15 protein-coding genes are annotated in these 18,715 nt (G+C 70.7%); 7 read left to right on the top strand and 8 right to left on the bottom strand.

All coding sequences use genetic code 11. From position 1 onward, the window contains the following. The first annotated feature begins 22 nt into the window (after positions 1 to 22). Together I596_RS02820 and I596_RS02815 are read left to right on the top strand one after the other, a co-directional pair. On the top strand, positions 23 to 2,050 hold the full coding sequence (locus I596_RS02820) for a transglycosylase SLT domain-containing protein (protein ID WP_067643882.1): 2,028 nt from the start codon (positions 23 to 25) through the stop codon (positions 2,048 to 2,050). Beyond that, complete coding sequence (locus I596_RS02815) at positions 2,002 to 2,646, top strand: HD domain-containing protein (RefSeq protein ID WP_223303903.1); 645 nt, start codon at positions 2,002 to 2,004, stop codon at positions 2,644 to 2,646. Before I596_RS02820 ends, I596_RS02815 begins: the two co-directional genes overlap by 49 nt. Before the next feature lie 10 nt (positions 2,647 to 2,656). On the opposite strand, the gene I596_RS02810 is transcribed toward I596_RS02815, so the two are convergent. Together I596_RS02810 and I596_RS02805 are read right to left on the bottom strand one after the other, a co-directional pair. Beyond that, positions 2,657 to 3,865: a reprolysin-like metallopeptidase gene (locus tag I596_RS02810; protein WP_067643879.1), complete on the bottom strand. Its 1,209-nt coding sequence runs from the start codon at positions 3,863 to 3,865 to the stop codon at positions 2,657 to 2,659. Between the two features lie 72 nt (positions 3,866 to 3,937). After that, positions 3,938 to 4,765, bottom strand: a complete 828-nt coding sequence (locus tag I596_RS02805) for a dimethylarginine dimethylaminohydrolase family protein (RefSeq protein WP_067643872.1) — start codon at positions 4,763 to 4,765, stop codon at positions 3,938 to 3,940. A gap of 169 nt (positions 4,766 to 4,934) precedes the next feature. Here I596_RS02805 and I596_RS02800 point away from each other — a divergent pair, with 169 nt between their 5' ends. Then, positions 4,935 to 5,846, top strand: coding sequence for a complex I NDUFA9 subunit family protein (locus I596_RS02800; RefSeq protein ID WP_067643869.1), 912 nt, complete (start codon positions 4,935 to 4,937; stop codon positions 5,844 to 5,846). Here I596_RS02800 and I596_RS02795 read toward each other — a convergent pair. Further along, the gene (locus I596_RS02795) at positions 5,843 to 7,240 is read right to left on the bottom strand and encodes a hypothetical protein (protein WP_067643866.1); all 1,398 of its coding nucleotides are present in this window, start codon (positions 7,238 to 7,240) and stop codon (positions 5,843 to 5,845) included. The two genes, I596_RS02800 and I596_RS02795, sit on opposite strands and share 4 nt — an antisense overlap. Positions 7,241 to 7,481: 241 nt before the next feature. On the opposite strand from I596_RS02795, the gene I596_RS02790 reads away from it, so the two are divergent. Next, complete coding sequence (locus I596_RS02790; protein WP_067643862.1) at positions 7,482 to 9,899, top strand: S9 family peptidase; 2,418 nt, start codon at positions 7,482 to 7,484, stop codon at positions 9,897 to 9,899. A 69-nt stretch (positions 9,900 to 9,968) separates the two neighbouring features. Here the strand turns inward: I596_RS02790 and I596_RS02785 are convergent, their stop codons facing one another. Together I596_RS02785 and I596_RS02780 are read right to left on the bottom strand one after the other, a co-directional pair. Further along, positions 9,969 to 10,388, bottom strand: coding sequence for a VOC family protein (locus I596_RS02785; protein ID WP_067643859.1), 420 nt, complete (start codon positions 10,386 to 10,388; stop codon positions 9,969 to 9,971). A gap of 58 nt (positions 10,389 to 10,446) precedes the next feature. After that, complete coding sequence (locus tag I596_RS02780; protein ID WP_067643856.1) at positions 10,447 to 11,619, bottom strand: acetyltransferase domain-containing protein; 1,173 nt, start codon at positions 11,617 to 11,619, stop codon at positions 10,447 to 10,449. A 407-nt stretch (positions 11,620 to 12,026) separates the two neighbouring features. Between I596_RS02780 and I596_RS02775 the strand changes: the two genes are divergently transcribed. Then, positions 12,027 to 12,611: a nucleotidyltransferase domain-containing protein gene (locus I596_RS02775; protein ID WP_223303902.1), complete on the top strand. Its 585-nt coding sequence runs from the start codon at positions 12,027 to 12,029 to the stop codon at positions 12,609 to 12,611. Continuing rightward, positions 12,589 to 13,017, top strand: a complete 429-nt coding sequence (locus I596_RS02770) for a hypothetical protein (RefSeq protein ID WP_067643853.1) — start codon at positions 12,589 to 12,591, stop codon at positions 13,015 to 13,017. Before I596_RS02775 ends, I596_RS02770 begins: the two co-directional genes overlap by 23 nt. 293 nt (positions 13,018 to 13,310) lie before the next feature. On the opposite strand, the gene rho is transcribed toward I596_RS02770, so the two are convergent. Both rho and trxA read right to left on the bottom strand, forming a co-directional pair. Next, positions 13,311 to 14,942, bottom strand: coding sequence for a transcription termination factor Rho (rho, locus tag I596_RS02765; protein WP_067643850.1), 1,632 nt, complete (start codon positions 14,940 to 14,942; stop codon positions 13,311 to 13,313). A 261-nt stretch (positions 14,943 to 15,203) separates the two neighbouring features. Next, a complete protein-coding gene (gene trxA / locus I596_RS02760) occupies positions 15,204 to 15,530 on the bottom strand; it encodes a thioredoxin TrxA (RefSeq protein WP_067643848.1) in 327 nt (108 codons plus the stop codon). Positions 15,531 to 15,879: 349 nt separating this feature from the next. Between trxA and rhlB the strand changes: the two genes are divergently transcribed. After that, positions 15,880 to 17,607 (top strand): ATP-dependent RNA helicase RhlB, encoded by a 1,728-nt coding sequence (gene rhlB, locus I596_RS02755; protein WP_067643845.1) that lies wholly within the window; start codon positions 15,880 to 15,882, stop codon positions 17,605 to 17,607. A 46-nt stretch (positions 17,608 to 17,653) separates the two neighbouring features. On the opposite strand, the gene I596_RS02750 is transcribed toward rhlB, so the two are convergent. Next, on the bottom strand, positions 17,654 to 18,652 hold the full coding sequence (locus I596_RS02750; protein WP_083965323.1) for an OmpA family protein: 999 nt from the start codon (positions 18,650 to 18,652) through the stop codon (positions 17,654 to 17,656). Between the last annotated feature and the right edge of the window lie 63 nt (positions 18,653 to 18,715).

Genomic DNA, 18,715 nt, shown 5'->3' with positions numbered 1-18,715 from the left:
GGCCGCCACGCCACCTGCGACGATGATGCGAAACCACTCTGTTCTTCACCGCGGCCTGGCCGGCCTCCTGCTGATGCTCGGCGTCACCGGCACCGGCGCGGCCCCGGTCGATCGCTCGGTTCAGCGGGCGCAGTTCCCGGCCGTGCTGACACTGGCCGAGCGGGGCCCCGGCGACAGCTGGAAGCGCCTGGCGGCCGGGCTGGAAGACTATCCCCTGTTCCCGTACCTGGAGTACGCCGCCCTGCGGCGAGGCCAGGGCAAGCTGCAGGCCGGCGACGTCGATGCCTTCCTGCAGCGCTTCCCGGACACCCTGCCGGCCCGCGACCTGCGCAACGCCTACCTGCGCCAGCTCGCCTCGGCCGGTGACTGGGCCGGCTTCCGTGGCCATTGGCAGGACACGCCCGACCGCGACCTGCGCTGCGCCTGGCAACGCGCGCGTGTGGCCGCCGGCGAGAAGCCGGTCTATGCCGACCAGATCGCGCCGCTCTGGCTGCAGCCGCGCGCGACGCCCGCCGTGTGCGATCCGCTGTTCGAATGGGCGCGCGGCAACGGCGTGATCGACGATGCCGCGGTGTGGGAGCGTCTGCTCGCCGCCGCCGAGGCCGGCAATCCCGAAACCGCCGCCGCCATCGCCGCCTACCTGTCGCCGGCACAGCGCAGCGAGGGGCAGAGGATCACCGCCGCCGTGCGCGATCCGGCCGCGGTACTGGCCAAGGCCAGCACCTGGCCGGACCAGCCGCGCAACCGCGATGCGGTGGCCTATGGCCTGGCGCGCTATGCACGGCGCAACAGCGCCGCCGCCGAGACGCTGTGGGCCGGCCTCGCCAAGCGGTTCACCTGGGACGCCGCGCAGAAGAACCGCATTCTCAACGCACTGGCCGTGTTCCGCTCGACCAGCTACTCGCCCGATGCGCTGGCCCGCCTGAAGGCGCTGCCGGCGGACGCCGGTGACGACGCCTCGCGCGAATGGCACGTCCGCGTCGCACTGGCCGGCGGCGACTGGAACGAAACCCTGGCCGCGCTGGAGCGCCTGTCCGACGCGCAGAAGACCGATGCACGCTGGCGCTACCTGCGGGCGCGGACCCTGGTCAAGCTCGACCGCAAGACCGAAGCGCAGCCGCTGTTCACCGACCTCGCCGCCGAGGCGAACTTCCACGGTTTCCTGGCGGCCGACTGGATCGGCGCTCCGTATGCGATCTGCCCGCTCTCCCTGCAGGCGACGCTGGCCGAGGAGCAGGCAGTCGCCGAACAGCCGGACCTGGCGCGCGCGTTCGAGTTCCACGCGCTCGGCAAGCTGAGCGAGGCCCGCCGCGAATGGGATTTCGCACTGGCCCGGCTCGATGCCGCCCAGCGCCCGCTGGCGGCCGACCGCGCCTATCGCGAAGGGTGGTACGACCGCGCGGTCTTCGCGCTCTCCGCCGATCCGCAGACCGTGCGCCTGTACGAGCAGCGCTTCCCGCTGGCACAGCAGCAACGCGTGCTGCGCGAAGCGCGTGGCGCGGCGCTGGAACCGGCCTGGGCCTACGCGATCATCCGCGCCGAAAGCGCCTGGGTGGCCGATGCGCGATCGCACGCCGACGCCTACGGGCTGATGCAGCTGCTGCCGGCCGTCGCCAAACAGGTCGCGCAGGCCAACAAGCTGCCGTACGGCGGCGCCGGCGACCTGTTCGATCCCGGCCTCAACATCCAGCTCGGTACCCGTTTCCTGGCCCAGATGGCGCGCCAGTACGCGGGCAGCCCGTGGCTGGCCAGCGCCGCCTACAACGCCGGCGGCGCGCCGGTGGGACGCTGGATCGACGCGCGCGGCACCCTCGAACCGGATTTCTTCATCGAGACGATCCCGTACAAGGAGACGCGCGAGTACGTCGCCCGCGTGATGGCCTTCAGCGTGATCTACGACTGGCGGCTCAACGGCGCGGTGATTCCGCTCAGCGCGCGGCTGCCGCGGATCGGCAGTCCGTATCAGCCGCCGGGCGAGGACAGCGCACGCAAGCAGGTGATGTGCCCGGCGACCGCCGCGACGCCGGCCGCGCCGGTGGCGGCGAACTGAAGTACCGGGGCGCAGCCGTGCAGGCCGTCGTCGATTTCATCCTCGAGCTCGACCGGCTCAAGCAGGTCACGCGCAAGATCCGCGTGCGCGGCACCGAGCGCTACGAGAACCCGGCCGAGCACAGCTGGCAGATCGCGATGCTGGCCCTGTCGCTGGCGCCCTGTGCGGCCGAGCCGGTCGATGCCGACCGCGTCGTGCGCATGCTGCTGGTCCACGACGTCGGCGAGATCGACGCCGGCGATGCGTTCTTCTTCGCCGAGGGCGACGCGCAGGCGCGCACGGCCGCCGAACGCGCGGCGGCGGCGCGGATCTTCGGCCTGCTGCCGGCCCCGCAGGCCGCCTCGCTGCTGGCGCTGTGGGACGAGTTCGAGACCGGTGCCAGCGCCGAGGCCCGCTTCGCCCATGCCGCCGACCGGGCGATGCCGGTCCTGCTCAACCTCGCCAACGCGGGCCAGAGCTGGCGCGACAACGGCGTCAGCCACGCGCAGGTGGTCGGCCGGCTCGCCGGACCGATTCGCGCCGGCTGCCCGGCGCTGTGGGACTACCTGGAAGGCCGGCTCGACGAGGCGCGCCGCAACGGCTGGTTCGGCGCCTGACGCCCCGGCGCTACGGCTCGAAGCCGCTGGCGAAGATCGCGTCCGGTGGCGGCATGCGGAACGCGGCCACGATCGGATGGACCAGGTCGCCGGTGCGGTGGTTGTCGCGCTCCTCGGCTACGCCGGTCGGCACGCCGAGGTAGCTCACGTCGGGGTTGGAGAAGTAGGCGCGGCGCGGGCAGCCGGCGGTGCAGACCGACGAATAGGACATCACCGTGCGGTAGCTGCCGTCCACGACATGGCCGAACGACCACGGGAACGAGGCCGAGGCCGGCGAGGTGCCGTTGGCCGGATCGTGCTCCATGCCCATGTTGTGGCCGTGCTCGTGCGCGTAGCTGAGGTTGCCGACGGCACAGGTGCGCGCGGTGACCTGGAAGGCCGAATCCGCGAAGCCCGGCCCCGGCGAGCGCATGACGTAGCCCACGCCGCAGGCCCCGGCGCCGTTCTCCACCAGCAGCGAGACCAGGTCGGCGCCGACCGCGTCACGCCGCGCGCTCACGTCCGGGTCGCCACTCAGCCAGGTGAGGTCGGCACCGATCGAGCCGCTGTCGCTACGGGCGACCGGCATCACCGCGACCAGGCGGAAGCGCACCGTCATCGCGCTGTTGACGAAGGCGGTGTTGGACGCGTCCACCGCCGCCTGCGCATGCGCCTCGACGGCCGCCACGCTGCCGAGCGCCGCGAGCACCGGCGGCGTGTAGGCGATCATCACGTCGACCGGCTCGTCCGGCAGGCCGCGTCCGGCCATCGCCGGCTCCGACGGGGACGCGACCGGGAGCACCTCGATCGCGCCGCCGCACGGCGCGAACGCGGTGCCGTCCAGCTCGGCCAGCACGCTGTCGCCATCGGGCTGCGCGATCAGCTCGTAGTTGCCCTCGGCCGTGCTCAGCAGGCCCGCCAGCGCGCCCGCGTGGAAGGTCAGCTGGACGAAATGGCCGGGCGAATCGTCGACGCGCCCCACCCACAGCCAGCCGCTGGCGCGGGTCTCGAACCGCGTCCGCTCGGCACGCAGCGAGCGCCCGAACAGGTCGATCCGCACCGCATCGGCCGGCATCGTCCCGGCGGCCGATTCCGGCAGTGCGATCCGCTGCGCCCGGCGCGCGGCCGGCTGCAGCTTCGCGATGTCGACGCCGCCGTCCCGCCGCGCGAGATGCCAGTCCTGCGCCGCGGCCGACATCGGAAACGAAAGAACCACCAGCCAGGCTGCCAGACGATGCATCGTGCTTCCCCTCGATCGCTGCGGACGCGGCCGCCACCGGGACACCGGCAGCGACCGGGCGTCCACGCAGGCTCAATCGACGGGAGGTTCGTCCAGGCGCAGGGTCAGGCACTTGGCCGACCCGCCCGCCTTGATGAACTCGTCCAGCGGCGTCTGGATCGTAGCAAAACCCGCCGCGGCCAGTGCCTCGCACAGCCGGTCGCCGGCCCGATTGACGATCACGCGGCGGCCGAGAGTGATCGCGTTGCAGGCGAATGCCTGCGCATCGGCCTCCTCGACGGCAAGGCGGCGATCGGCCGGGACGCGCGCCTCGATCGCCGCCCGCGAGCCGGCATCGAAGGCTGCCGGGTAGTAGAGCAGCCAGCCGCCGGCCAGCGGGCACAGGCAGGTGTCGAGGTGGTAGTAGCGCGGGTCGACCAGGCGCAGCGGAACGGTCTCGACGCCGATCAGCGCCTGCACCGCCTCGGCGGCCGCCGGGTCGGTGCGGTGGCCATGACCGAACCAGAGCCGATCGCAGGCGCGATCGAACAGGGCATCGCCGGCGCCCTCGAACGCGAGGCCGTCCGGCAGCGGCCGCACGTCGAACCCCTGGGCGGCGAACCAGGCGATGAAGCGGGCTTCCTCGCCGCGCCGCTCCGCATGCCTGAAGCGGCTCGGCACGAAACGGTCGCGATGGACCAGGCCGGCGTTGGCGGTGAACGGCATGTCCGGCAGGCCCGCCACCGGCTCGATCGTTTCCAGCGAAGCATGCGGCGCCAGCAACTCGCACAGCGCATCCCACTGCGCGCGGGCACGTGACGGGCGTGCCTGGCCCAGGTTGCCGGCCATCCACGGATTGATGACGTAGCCGACCTCGAAATACGTCGGCGGGCACAGCAGCAGGCGAGCGGTGGGCGGCATCGGGATTCCTTCGGAAAAACGGGAGGGAAGCCGCGTCGGCGCCAGCATACCCCGGCACGCTGCCGCCGCCGGCGCAGGCACGGGCGTCCGGCGGCCCGCCGCAAGACGCCGGCCGAGCGCGCGAGGCCCGGATCAACGATAATCGAGCGTCCATGTCAGGCGTTTTGCAATGAAACCACTGACGATCCTCATCCTCGGCGGCACCGGCTTCGTGGGGTCCCGCCTGGTCCCGCGCCTGCATGCCGACGGGCACTGCATCACGATCCTGTCGCGCAACCGCGAGCGCCACCGCGACCTCGGCGTGCTGCCGCGCGTGCGGATCGAGAACGCCGACGTCCACGACCGCGCGGTGCTCGCACGCTGGCTGCGCGGCACCGATGCCGCCATCAACCTGGTCGGCATCCTCAACGAGCGCGGCAACGACGGCGGCGGCTTCCAGCAGGTGCACGTCACGCTGACCGAAGGCCTGCTGGAGGCCTGCCGGACGGCCGGCGTGCGGCGCCTGCTGCAGATGAGCGCGTTGCGCGCAGGCGAAGGCGACAGCCACTACCTGCGCACGCGCGGCGAGGCCGAGCGGCGCGTGCGCGAAAGCGCGATCGACGCGACGATCTTCCGCCCCTCGGTGATCTTCGGCCCCGGCGACGGCCTGTTCTTCCGCTTCGTCGATCTGCTGCGGCTGACGCCGGCGCTGCCGCTGGCGCGCCCGCAGGCGCGGCTGACGCCGGTCTACATCGGCGACGTCGCGGAGGCGTTCGCGCGCGCGCTGGCCGACCGCGCCACGATCGGCCGGACCTACGAGCTGTTCGGACCGCGCAGCCTCAGCCTGATCGAGCTGGTGCGCTGGACCGCCCGGCTGGCCGGCCGCCGGCGCTGGATCGTGCCGCTGCCCGATGCGCTCGGCCGTTGGCAGGCCCGCCTCGGCGAATGGCTGCCCGGCAAGCCGATCTCGCGCGACAACTTCCGTACCCTGCTGCTCGATTCGGCCGGCAGCGTCGACGGCCTGGCGGCGCTCGGCATCCGCGCGATGCCGATGGAGGCGGTGATGCCGGGCCTGCTCGGCGGAACGTCGCGACGCGCCTAGCCGGCCGGCGCGGCGTCCTCGGCGGCAGCCGGGAGGTCGAGCTGGTACGGCGGCGCGAACCAGAACGGGATGCGGTACTCGACCGGTTCGTCCAGTTCGCCGTCGCCGGCGTCCGACCCGTGCGGATTCCAGGTCACCACCAGTTCGTGCCGGCCCGGCGCGAGGCCGGCCAGCGGCAGGTAGGCCTGCAGCCCGCGGATACCCAGCTGGCGGCGCTCGGCCGTGATGAACTCGGTCATCGCGACCGGCCGCTGGTCGAGCTGCACCTGCCACAGCGCGGCGAGGCAGCCGGGGGCACCCTTGCTGTCCGGCGACGGCGCGCAGCCGGCGGCGCGCATCACCGGATTGTCGCGCCGCGGCAGGTACGGCAGGAACACGCGCAGCTGCGAATCGGCGACCATGTCCGACGGGATCAGCGGCAGGCGCAGCAGGCGGTCGTGCTCGCCGCGCAGGTTCTCGTAGAAGGCGCTGCGCAGGCCGACCTGCTTGGCCTCCAGGTAGGTATAACTGCCGAACGGCGCGAACTGGCGCGCCAGCGTGATCGGAACGACGCTCGCCAGCGAGGTGATGAACACCATCACCGTGAAGCCGAGGAAGAACGCGCGCCGCGACAGGTTGCTCTGCAGCGACAGCTGCACCGGCAGGATCAGCCGCTGCGGCGAGAACATCCCGAGCAGGCGCAGCAGGCGCTCGACGATCGCCTGGCGCAGCGCCCCGGGCGCCGGCGGCCGGTCGCGCTGCCAGCGTGCGGGCAACAGGTCGAACAGGCCGATCAGCAGGCTGGTCCCCATCAGCAGGCCCATGTAGACGTAGAAGACGATCATGCCGGTCCGCTCGGGCAGCCCCAGCCCCTCGACCACGGCGACCGTCACCGCGAACAGGATCGCCAGGCTGGCCGCCACCCACAGGACCGAGAGCACGACCAGGCTGACCAGGGCGAAGACCACGGACGCGAAGCGGTCGGCCGCGTCGATCGCGGTATCGAGGTCGACCACGATGCGCTGGTAGTACCCGCGCGTGATCGGCCCGCTGTTGCGCAGGCTGGTCCATCGGATGCCGCCCGGAAACGTCGCCTTGAGGCCGATCAGGCCCACCCAGTAGCCGCGCACCGCCAGATGCAGCAGGAAGGCGGTGGCCATCGCGTAACAGAGCCCCGAGGCGAACTGGTAGCCGACGGTCAGCAGGACGTGGCGCATGCCCTCGTAGTGCAGCTCGGCTTCGCTCCAGCGCTCGAACAGCCAGCCCGGCAGCGAGATCAGGCTCAGCAGGCTGATACCGGAGATCAGCAGCTCCAGCTCGTCGGTGCGCTCGCGCAGCCGCTCGAACGCGACGCGGCGCTCCGTCGCGGTGGTTTCCTGCGGCGTGTCGGTGGGCTGCGGGGCGTTGCCGTTCATCGCGGTTCCGGAAAGGAGGCCTGGCTCCGCCGGCTGGACGCGCCGGTAGCGGTCCGGGGGCGGCGGAAATCGCCGCAGTATCGCATTCCGGCCGTTCCCGGCCATCGTCCCCGATACACACGCCACCGATCGCCGGCGGCACCGTCCCTGCGAGCCCGATGCCGCGGCTCTGACTTCCGAGGGATGGCCGCACGGCCGGCGCCGGGTATCCTGCCCGCTTTCGTCCGTAGGAGACCTCACGATGCGCTGGAGTCCGTCCCTGCTCGCCGCCCTGCTCTGCCTGGCTGGCCCCTCCGCTGCGGTCACGCTGGAACAGGCGATGGCCGATCCGGACTGGATCGGTCCGCCGGTCGAGCGCCCCTACTGGAGTGTCGACGGCACGTCGGTCTACTACCAGCTCAAGCGCGAGGGCTCGGGCATCCGCGACCTGCGCCGCGTCACGCTGGCCGATGGCGCGGACGGTGTCGTCGACCCGCCGGCGATGGCGGCGACCGACGGGCCGGACCCGGTCTTCGACGCGACGCGCACGCGCGCCGCCTTCATCCGCAACGGCGACCTGTTCGTGCGCGAGACCGCCAGCGGGCGCCTGCTGCAGGCTACGCGCTCGGCCGAGCGCGAGACGGCGCCGCAGTTCTCCGCGGACGGGCGGCAGGTGCAGTTCCGCGTCGACAACGACTGGTTCGCCTTCGACATCGCGACCGGCGTGGTCGCGCCGGCCGTGATCCTGAAGACCGGCAAGGACCCGGCCGCGAAGAAGCCCGACGACCTCGGCGAGCTGCAGCTGCGCCTGTTCTCCACGCTGCGCAAGGTCAAGGACGATCGCGAGGCGCGCCGGCAGCATGCCGAGGCGTTCCAGGCCGGCGACCCGACCCGCGCGCCGCTGCCGGTGTTCCTCGGCGAGGAGGCCGACATCGTCTCCAGCGCGCTCGCGCCGGATGGCCGCTGGCTGCTGGTCGGCACGCGCGCCAAGGGCTACGAGGCCGGCCGCGTCGCCAAGATGCAGACCTGGGTCACCGAATCGGGCTACGAGGAAGGCGAAGACGAGCGCGTCCGCGTCGGCCGCAACGCGCCGGCGCCGCAGACGCTGTGGCTGGTCGACCTGGCCGCGCGCAGCACGCGCAAGCTCGCCTACGGCGACCTGCCGGGCATCACCGACGACCCGCTCAAGGCGGTGCGCGAGGAGAACGCCAAGGACGCGGCCGCGGCCGCGGGCGAGGGCGACACGTCGCAGGCCGGAAAGAAGGACAAGACGAAGGCCAAGGACAAGGCCGCCGACAAGCCGGCCGAACGCGCCCTGGAACTGACCGGCTATGCCTGGTCGCGCGACGGGCGCCATGCCGCCGTGCAGCTGCGCAGCATCGACAACAAGGATCGCTGGATCGCGACGGTCGATTTCGCGGCCGGCGCGCTGGTCGCCCAGCACCGGCTGACCGATCCGGCCTGGATCAACTGGAACTTCAACGAGTTCGGCTGGGCCGACGACGCGCGCACGCTGTGGTACCTGTCCGAGGAAACCGGCTACTCGCAGCTCTACGTCAAGACACCCGGCGGCAAGGCCAAGGCACTGACCGACGGCCGCTTCGAGGTGTCCTCGCCGCGCCTCTCGCCCGACGGCCGCTTCTACGTGCGCGCCAACGTCGAGGCGCCCTACGCCTACGACGTCTATCGCGTGGCGATCGGCGGCGGCCCGCTGGAGCGGGTCAGCCGCTACGGCGGCCTGGACGACTTCACGCTGTCGCCGGATGGCAGCCGCCTGGCAGTACTGCATTCCTCCGCCTACGTGCCGCAGCAGCTGGCGGTCCTGGCCGCCGACGGCAGCGGCGCCCCGCGCGAACTGACCGATACGCGCAAGCCCGACTACCGCGCGCTGCGCTTCGCGCCGGTCGAGATCGTCGGCGTGCCCTCGTCCAAGAGCGGGCGCCCGATCTGGTCCAAGCTCTACAAGCCGGCCGACTTCGATCCGACCAAGCGCTATCCGGCCGTGCTGTTCGTGCACGGCGCCGGCTACCTGCAGAACACGCACCAGGGCTACCCGAACTACTTCCGCGAGCAGCTGTTCCACAACCTGCTGGTCGAGCGCGGCTACGTGGTACTCGACATGGACTACCGCGCCTCGGAGGGCTACGGCCGCGACTGGCGCACGGCGATCTACCGGCAGATGGGCCATCCGGAGCTGGAGGATCTCGTCGACGGCGCGCGCTGGCTGGCGGCCGAGCAGGCGGTCGATCCGCAGCGGGTCGGCCTCTACGGCGGCTCCTACGGCGGCTTCATGGCGCTGATGGCGATGTTCCGCGCGCCGGAGGTGTTCCACGCCGGCGCGGCGCTGCGGCCGGTCACCGACTGGACCAGCTACAACCACGGCTATACCTCCAACATCCTCAACACGCCGCAGGTCGACCCGCTGGCCTACCGCCGCTCCTCGCCGATCGAGTTCGCCGACGGGCTGCGCGGCCCGCTGCTGATCGCCCACGGCATGATCGACGACAACGTGCTGTTCCAGGATTCGGTGCGGCTCTACCAGCGCCTGATCGAGCTGCGCAAGGACGATTTCGAGCTGGCCGGCTACCCGATGGAGCGCCACGGCTTCGTGCATGCCGATGCCTGGTTCGACGAGTACAAGCGCATCCTCAAGCTGTTCGAGACGCACCTGCGGCGCTGAACCGCGATCCCGCCGGCCGCGCCTGCGGCCGGCGGACGCGACACGCCGCCGGTCCGGGTGCGTCCGAGGTCAGGAGCGAACCGGCGCCTGGAAGCACAGCCCGTAGCGGTCCGGATCGGACAGGTAGAGCTGGCGCATGCCGTACGGCGCATCGGCGGGCGGACGCAGGTCCGGCAGCCGCGCCTGCAGCGTCGCGTAGACCGCATCGACGTCCGCGCAGCCGAAATACAGGCAGGTATCGCCGTGCCATTGCTGCCGCGCCGCCGCGCGCGTCGCCGGCCGTTCGCCGGCGTCGTAGGCCGTATTGAGCATCACGTGCGCCGGCCCCAGCCGCAACCACATCCAGTGCGAGAAACGCCCTTCCGGCGCGTCGACCAGCGGCGAAGCCTCGACCACCTCGAAGCCGAGCGTGTCGCGGTAGAACGCCAGTGATTCGGGCATGTCGTAGACCTGCAGCAGGGGCGCCAGGCCGTTCACGCGGATCGTCATCGTTCGCCTCCTCGCTCGGAAAAGAACCTCGGCATGGCAGGCCGGCGCGCCGGCGTCGTCACAGCAACCGCATCAGGAACGACGGATGCCGGCGCTTGAGTCCGCCGAACCACCGGCAGGCCGGCCACAGCAGCGCCAGCACCAGGAGCCAGACCGCGAACACGCCGGCCAGGCCCACGCCGTAGCCCGGCGGCGGCTGCAGGTTGGGCCACGACCCGCTCCAGAACAGGTAGTCCAGCGGCCAGCCGAGCACGGCGGCCGCCAGCAATGCCAACCCGTGGATCAGGAACAGGTGCACCGCGTAGAAGAAGAACGGGACGCGGCCGAAATCACGCAATGGCTGCAGCAGCCGCGGCACGTCGCGGATCGACCGCCACGCGACGGCGCCGGCGCACAGCGCGAGCAGGCCCAGCGTGGCCAGCGAGAACTGCAGCGAAGGCGGGTACTTGCGGATGTTGATGAAGGACATCACCGCTTTCGCGCCGGCGAACGGTTCCGCCGCGCCGCCACCGATGCCGATCGCGCGCAGCAGCACGAACGCGGCGATCATCACCCCTCCCGCGACCAGCAGCCGGGCCGCCGCCGGCCGTCCCGCGCGCAGCCACAGCGGCGCGGAGGCGAAGCCGGCGAGCATCAGGGCCGCCCACGGCAGCACGGGATAGAGCACCAGCCGCGTCCCGATACCGGCGAGCTCGACGACACCGCCACTGACGAACAGGGCGTCCAGCGCCGGTGTCGGCAGCGACCGGCCGACCAGCAGCGGCTGCAGCAGCACGAAGGCGCAGGCCAGGCCGAGCAGCCCGCGTTTCGGCAGGCCGACGCAGGCCGCCAGCAGGATGAAGGCGGCACCGAGTCCCCAGATGACGCCGAACCACATCCAGCCGGGCCTGAACGACCAGGCGAAGCCGAACACGAGCAGTTCCACGGCGATCAGCCACAGGCCGCGCACGGCCAGGAACCGCGCCAGCGCCGCCCGGGGCATGCCGGCCCGCTCCATCAGCCAGGCGCCGGCGCCGGCGATGAAGAAGAACCCCGGTGCGCACAGGTGGGTGACGCCGCGGGTGAGGAAGTAGCCCCAATCGGTGGCCGCCACGTCGGTCGGGTCGAACGTCGCCGACGTGAAGAAGATGCGGACGTGGTCGAGCGCCATCAGCGCGACGATCAGCCCGCGTACGACATCCAATGTTCCATCACGCGCCGGCCACACCCGATCGCGCACGGCAGTGCTCATCAGCCCGTCGCGCTGATTCTGCTCACCGCTGCGGTCTCGACCGGCCATCGCTGGTCCCCGTACCACACGCGCCGAAACTAGACCCGAAGCACGCCGGCGGCAAGCGCCGAATGGGCCATGGCCGGCTTGGCGTCCCCTCAGGGGGACCGGATTGGACGCACGGAGCTGAACCACCTGTGGCCACGGCCTGCAGGGCTGCGCCAGGTCGGCGACGCGGCCCCCGTGCCGGACCGACCGCATCGCCATCCCGATCCGGAGGCCGTCACTGAGCTTTTCCGCCGGCCGCTTGCCAATTACCCTAATTGGGCATTTAATTGCCCGGAATGGGTAACAAAGCCTCCACGCACCCCGCTCCTGATGCCCGCAGGCCCGCGCTGCACGCCCTCATACCGGCTGCGCGCACCAGCATGGCCGACGCACTGTTCACCACCACCCAGCAGCGCGTGCTGTCGCTGCTGTTCGGTCAGCCGGATCGCAGCTTCTTTACCAAGGAACTGATCGACCTGGCCGGCAGCGGCTCTGGCGCTGTGCAACGCGAACTGGCGCGCCTGCGGGATAGCGGGCTGATCGTGCAGACCATGCTTGGCAACCGGAAGCACTATCAAGCCAATGCGCAGGCGCCGATCTTTGTCGAACTGTGCAGCATCGCGGCCAAGATGCTTGGCCCCGCCGATGCCTTGCGCCAGGCCTTGGCCCCTGTCGCCGATGAGCTGCAACTGGCCCTGCTGTACGGTTCCGTCGCCAAGCGTAGCGATACCGCTCAAAGCGACTTCGACCTGCTGCTGGTCTCCGACACGCTGCGCCTGGAGCAGGTCTATGCCGTACTGGCTCCGGCGGAGAAACAGCTGGGCCGCGCGATCAGCCCCACGCTGTACACGCAGGCCGAGTTCCGCCAGCGGTTGGCACACCGCACTCCCTTCCTGACCAAACTGTTGGCTGGAACGACCATCGCCTTGATCGGAGACAAGGATGCCGTCGCCACCGCTGGATAATCTGGTTCGCATCGGCCGGTTGAAGACCGAGCCACCGGCACAGGCCGAGTTCGATGGTCTGGTCCGGTCGGGACAGGTGCGCCTGGCTGATGCCGCCAACGCGGGGCTGAGCCTCGAAAGCCGATTCGACGTGGCTTACACCGCCGCGCATGCGCTCTCGCTGGCGGCCATGCGCTGGCATGGCTACCGATCCGAGAACCGCTACCAGGTCTTCCAGTGCCTGCCCCACACGCTGAGGCTGGAGGCCGTGCAGTGGCGCGTGCTGGACCAGGCCCGCCACAAGCGCAATCTGGCCGAATACGAGGGCGGCCTGGACGTGGACGAGGCGCTGGTGGAGGCGCTGGTCCGTTGCGCACGAACCGTGGCCGAGCGGGTGGCAGCGTTGGGGCCGGTGCCGACGGGCTGAGTCGTCATCGACCATGACCAGGGGCAGATGCCGGGCGATCCGATACACAGTCTGCGCAGATCGTTCCGCGAACGGATCCTCGCAGGTCGTCCGCGATACTACGCAGGCCTCAACGCCGACAGCCAGCGATGAGCTGGCTGGCCGCCAGCTCGACGATCCACACGCGCAGTTGCCGGCGCCAGATGAAAGACGCTTCCATGCACAAGAAAAAGGCCCTGCTGATAGGCATCATTGGAAGCCAATGAACCAACAGGGCCTTCTGTCCGACATCGGAGAGTCGGATCCTTTCGGGTTCAGCGCTTCATCGCGCCGAAGAACTCGTCGTTGGTCTTGGTGTTCTTCATCTTGTCGAGCATGAACTCGATCGCCGCCAGCTCGTCCATCGGATGCAGCAGCTTGCGCAGGATCCAGATCTTCTGCAGCAGGTCCGGATCGATCAGCAGCTCCTCGCGCCGGGTGCCGGAACGGTTGATGTCGATCGCCGGATAGACGCGCTTCTCGGCGATGCGCCGGTTGAGGTGCACTTCCATGTTGCCGGTGCCCTTGAACTCCTCGTAGATGACCTCGTCCATCTTCGAGCCGGTGTCGATCAGCGCGGTGGCGATGATCGTCAGCGAACCGCCCTCCTCGACGTTGCGCGCGGCGCCGAAGAAGCGCTTGGGCCGCTGCAGCGCGTTGGCGTCCACGCCGCCGGTCAGCACCTTGCCGGAACTGGGCACGACGGTGTTGTAGGCGCGGGCCAGGCGCGTGATCGAATCGAGCAGGATCACCACGTCCTTCTTGTGCTCGACCAGGCGCTTGGCGCGCTCGATCACCATCTCGGCCACCTGGACGTGGCGCACGGCCGGCTCGTCGAAGGTCGAGGAGATGATCTCGGCGCGCACGCTGCGCTGCATCTCGGTGACTTCTTCCGGGCGCTCGTCGATCAGCAGCATGATCAGGTGCGCGTCCGGATGGTTGTGCACGATGGCCTGCGCGATGTTCTGCAGCATCATCGTCTTGCCGGCCTTGGGCTGGGAGACGATCAGGCCGCGCTGGCCGCGGCCGATCGGCGCGACCAGGTCCAGGATGCGGCCGGTGATGTCCTCGCTCGATCCGTTGCCGCGCTCCAGATGGAACGACTTGCGCGGGAACAGCGCGGTCAGGTTCTCGAACAGGATCTTGTTCTTGGACGCTTCCGGCGGCTCGCCGTTGATCGTGTCGACCTTCAGCAGCGCGAAGTAGCGCTCGCCTTCCTTCGGCGGCCGCACGCGCCCGGTGACGTAGTCGCCGGTGCGCAGGTTGAAGCGGCGGATCTGCGAGGGCGAGACGTAGATGTCGTCCGGGCCGGCCAGGTACGAGGCCTCGAAGCCGCGCAGGAAGCCGAAGCCGTCCTGCAGGATCTCCAGCACGCCCTCGTCGTAGATGCCGCCGCCGGCGCGCGCATGCGCCTTGAGGATCAGGAAGATGATGTCCTGCTTGCGGGCGCGGGCGACGCCTTCCTGGATGCCGAGCGTCTCGGCCAGCGCGAGCAGCTCGGCCGGCTTCTTGTGCTTCAGTTCGTTCAGTGCGATCAGCGGGCCGTTGCCGCCGCCGTTGCGCTCGTCGTATTCCTCGTCGAGCATCTGCGGGTCACGGTCGCGATTGCGGTTGTGGCGGTTGCGCCGGTCGCGGCGGCCGCCCTGGCGATCGCGCTGGTCGCGCTGCTGGCCCTGGCCGGACTGGCCGCCGCCGGACTGCGCGCCGCCGTCGTTGTTGCCACCGTCGTTGCCGTTGTTGCCACCGTCGGACGGGGGCGGCGCGACGTCGGCCGGCGGCGGCGCCGGATCGACGACGAGCGTGGTCTGGGCAGGATCGGCATTGCGCGGCGCACGCTGACGCGGCGCGGCGGAACGCGGCTTGTCGGCGGCCTTGTCGCCACCTTCGGGGATATCGTTTTCGGACACGGGCAAACCTCGCTGGGCGCCGTAGCTGGGGGGCAAATCGGAGGGGAAGTAACGCGGGCGTGTTTCTGGGGGAGCGCGAAAGCTCCGCACGTGGCTTTACGTTAGCACCGGCCTCGCCGGCCGTCCAGCATCGCGGCGGCGCGGCGGGCCGTACGGTTCAGCCGGCCGTGACGCGGGCCTTGCGGCGGCGGCCGTGCCGGAACGCGGCGGGGCCGAAGCGGCGACGCCGGCCGGACCGGCAGACGGCGCCGCGCGGGTCGTTCAGATCGTCTTGTCGATCAGCTGCGCCAGCTGGGTCTTGCTGACCGCGCCGATCTGCGTCGCCTGGACCTTGCCGTCCTTGAAGATCATCAGGGTCGGAATACCGCGCACGTTGTAGTTACGCGGGGTCTTCTGATTCTCGTCGATATTGATCTTGGCGACTTTCAGGCGCCCTTCGTAGTTGGCCGCCAGATCGTCGAGAATCGGTGCGATCATCTTGCACGGACCACACCATTCCGCCCAGAAATCAACGAGAACCGGCTCGGAAGACTGCAATACCTGGCTGTCGAATTGGTCGTCGCTGACGTGGGCAATCAGTTCGCTCACGGGGTTTTCTCCAGATAATCGAGGAAGGCGCTGCGCGCCGGGGGCCTAAGTTCGGCTAAACTTGCGCGCCGGGGGCGGCGGACTGATCGGGCGGAGGTGCGAATGCACGCCGTCATTTCAGCCCAATCACCCGCTTCATGCAAGGGCGTTCCGGACGCCGAGGCGGCCACTGCCGACCGCCACCGAGGGCCGGAACCTGCCCGAGGCGACACGACATACCGGACCGCAGCCGCTTCGTGCACCCGCGGAACCGGGCCATCACGATTCGCAACAGATCAGGGCGCAAGCGCCCTTTGCAAGGGCCTGCAGGCAGGCCCGCCCGAGCGATGCTCCACGGACCGACACTGGAATGCCAGACCAACATCAGCCTCTCACCGACGTCTTCTTCGACAGCTTCGACCTGCATCCAAGCCTGTTGTCCAGCCTGCACGCCGCAGGCTTCACCCGTTGCACGCCGATCCAGGCGCTGACCCTGCCGGTCGCGCTGACCGGCCGCGACGTCGCGGGCCAGGCGCAGACCGGCACCGGCAAGACCGGCGCCTTCCTGGTCGCCGTGATGAACCGCCTGCTGACGCGTGCCGCCGTGCCCGAGCGCAAGGACGGCGAGCCGCGCGCGGTGATCCTGGCGCCCACCCGCGAGCTGGCGATCCAGATCGACAAGGATTTCCGCAATATCGGCCGCAACACCGGCCTGCGCTCGGCGCTGATCTACGGCGGGGTCGACTACGACAAGCAGCGCGAACTGCTCAAGGCCGGCTGCGACATCGTCATCGCCACGCCGGGCCGCCTGATCGACTACCTCAAGCAGCACGTCGTCTCGTTCCGCTCGGTCGAGGCCGTCGTGATCGACGAAGCCGACCGCATGTTCGACCTCGGCTTCATCAAGGACATCCGCTTCCTGCTGCGGCGCATGCCGCCGCGCGAGGAGCGCCAGGGCATGCTGTTCTCGGCCACGCTCAGCTACCGCGTGCTGGAGCTGGCCTACGAGCACATGAACAGCCCGGAAAAGCTCGCGGCCGAGACCGAATCGGTCACCGCCTCGCGGGTCCGGCAGGTCGTCTACTTCCCGGCGACCGAGGAGAAGATGCCGCTGCTGCTGAACCTGCTCGGCAAGCTCGACGAGCATCGCAGCATCGTCTTCATCAACACCAAGGCGATGGCCGAGCGCGTGACGCGCTCGCTGGAACGCCAGGGCCATCGCGTCGCGACGCTATCCGGCGACGTCCCCCAGGCCAAGCGCGAACGCCTGCTGGCGCGCTTCCAGAAGGGCGACATCGAGCTCCTGGTCGCCACCGACGTCGCCGCGCGCGGCCTGCACATCCCGGCCGTCTCGCACGTGTTCAACTACGACCTGCCGCAGGATGCCGAGGACTACGTCCACCGCATCGGCCGCACCGCGCGCCTGGGCGCCGAGGGCGACGCGATCAGCTTCGCCTGCGATCTCTACGCGATGGGCCTGCCGGACATCGAGACCTACATCGGGCAGAAGATCCCGACCGCCGCGGTCGATCCGTCCCTGCTGATCGTGCCGCCGCCGAAGCCGCGATCGGAGGGCATGCCGGCCGACAGCGACGAGGATGCGGCCGACGACGCGCGCAACACCGCCGGCGCACCGCCCAAGCAAGGCGACGGGCGTCACCGCAGCGGGCGCGACGGCGAGCGCTCGCGCAGCCGGCCGGGCGAGCGGCGTGGCGAAGCACGCCCGCCGCGCGCGCCGCGTCCGCCCCGCGAGGCCCCAGCGCCATCCGCACCGGCACCGGTGCAGCCGCCGGCAGCGGCCGCCGCTGCCACCGCCGGTCCGGTCACCGCTGCTCCCGCCGACGGCGCGCCGGCCAAGAAGCGACGCCGGCGCGGTGGACGCGGGCGCGGACGCCGCGAGAACGGCGAGTCGATGACGCTGCCCGCTGCCACGGCAACCGCACCGGAACCCCGCGGCGAGAACAAGCCGCGGCGGGAGCGCCCGGCGCGTGCCGCAGGCGGCGATGTGCAGCCGGCCGCCGTTTCGGCACCGGCAGCGCAAGCCCCGAAGAAGCCGGGCTTCTTCCGCAGCCTGGCGCGCCTGTTCGGCAAGCACTGAACGGCCCGCGTGCCGCGGTGCGCGTATTGCGCGCCGCGGCGGATCTTCAGCGCCGGACCAGTTCGACCCGGCGGTTCCTGGCGCGTCCCTCCTCGTTGTCGTTGGCAGCCACCGGCTCGCCGGCCCCGGCGCCACGTGACGCCAGCCGGGCCGCGTCGATGCCCTGCCGTTCCAGCCAGGCGACGACCGTGGCCGCGCGCCGGCGCGACAGGTCCAGGTTGTAGGCCGCCCCACCCTGGGCATCGGTATGCCCGACCACGGTCAGGCGCAGGTCGGGCTGCGTGCGCAGCAGCCGCAGGATCTCGGCCAGCGTGGGTTCCGAATCGTCGCGGAGCGTGTCCTTGTCGAAGTCGAAGTGAATCCCGTAGAGGCTGATGCGTCCGCTGTCGGCGATGCCGCGGCTCATCGCGTCGGCGTCGACGAAGCCGATCTTGTCCGCGTCCATGGCCTGGGTCTGGACCACGCGGATGAAGGCGTGGTTGCCGCGATCGTGCTCGGCGATCGAGAGACTGGCGTAGACCGTGCCGTCCGGTCCGTCGCGGCGCGCCAGCAGGTACCGGGCCTGGGTGCCGAAGTAGTTGCGGATGAAGTCGCCGTCCAGGCGCGGCAGTTCGGGATTGGCGTCGAGCGCCAGCGCGAAGTCGTACGGGGCGGTGTTCGGCGAGCGGCCCGGCCGCGTCAGGTAGCACGAGCCGTTGCCGGTCGCGCAGGTGAACAGCGTGCGGAAGCCCTTGCCTTCGAGGCTGGCCTGGTAGTTGCGCAACACTTCCAGCGAGGACCGCCCGGCCGGCAGCCGGTAGTACAGCAGCGTGACCGCGCCCTCCAGCCGCAGCCAGCCCGGTGCGCCGGCGCCGCGCGCGCCCGAGATCGGGCCGTTCATGACCTCGACCTCGTCGAACGCGGTGTCGTAGCGGCCCACCTGGTCGGCGCCTTCGTAGCGGCCGATCAGTGGATGGTCGCCGCCGCTGGCGGCAGCGACCGCCGCGCCCAGCAGACCGGTCAATAGCACCACCGCCCGGCGGGCGTGGTCGAGACGGATAGGCATGTTCGCTCCTCGTCGGCTGTCTACCGGGAGGGATACGGGCTATCGCGGCGACAACGGACATCC

It is taken from the genome of Dokdonella koreensis DS-123 (assembly GCF_001632775.1).
Taxonomy (GTDB): Bacteria; Pseudomonadota; Gammaproteobacteria; order Xanthomonadales; family Rhodanobacteraceae; genus Dokdonella; species Dokdonella koreensis.
The sequence above is the reverse complement of the archived record's forward strand: the minus strand, read 5'-3'. Positions and strand labels throughout refer to the sequence as shown.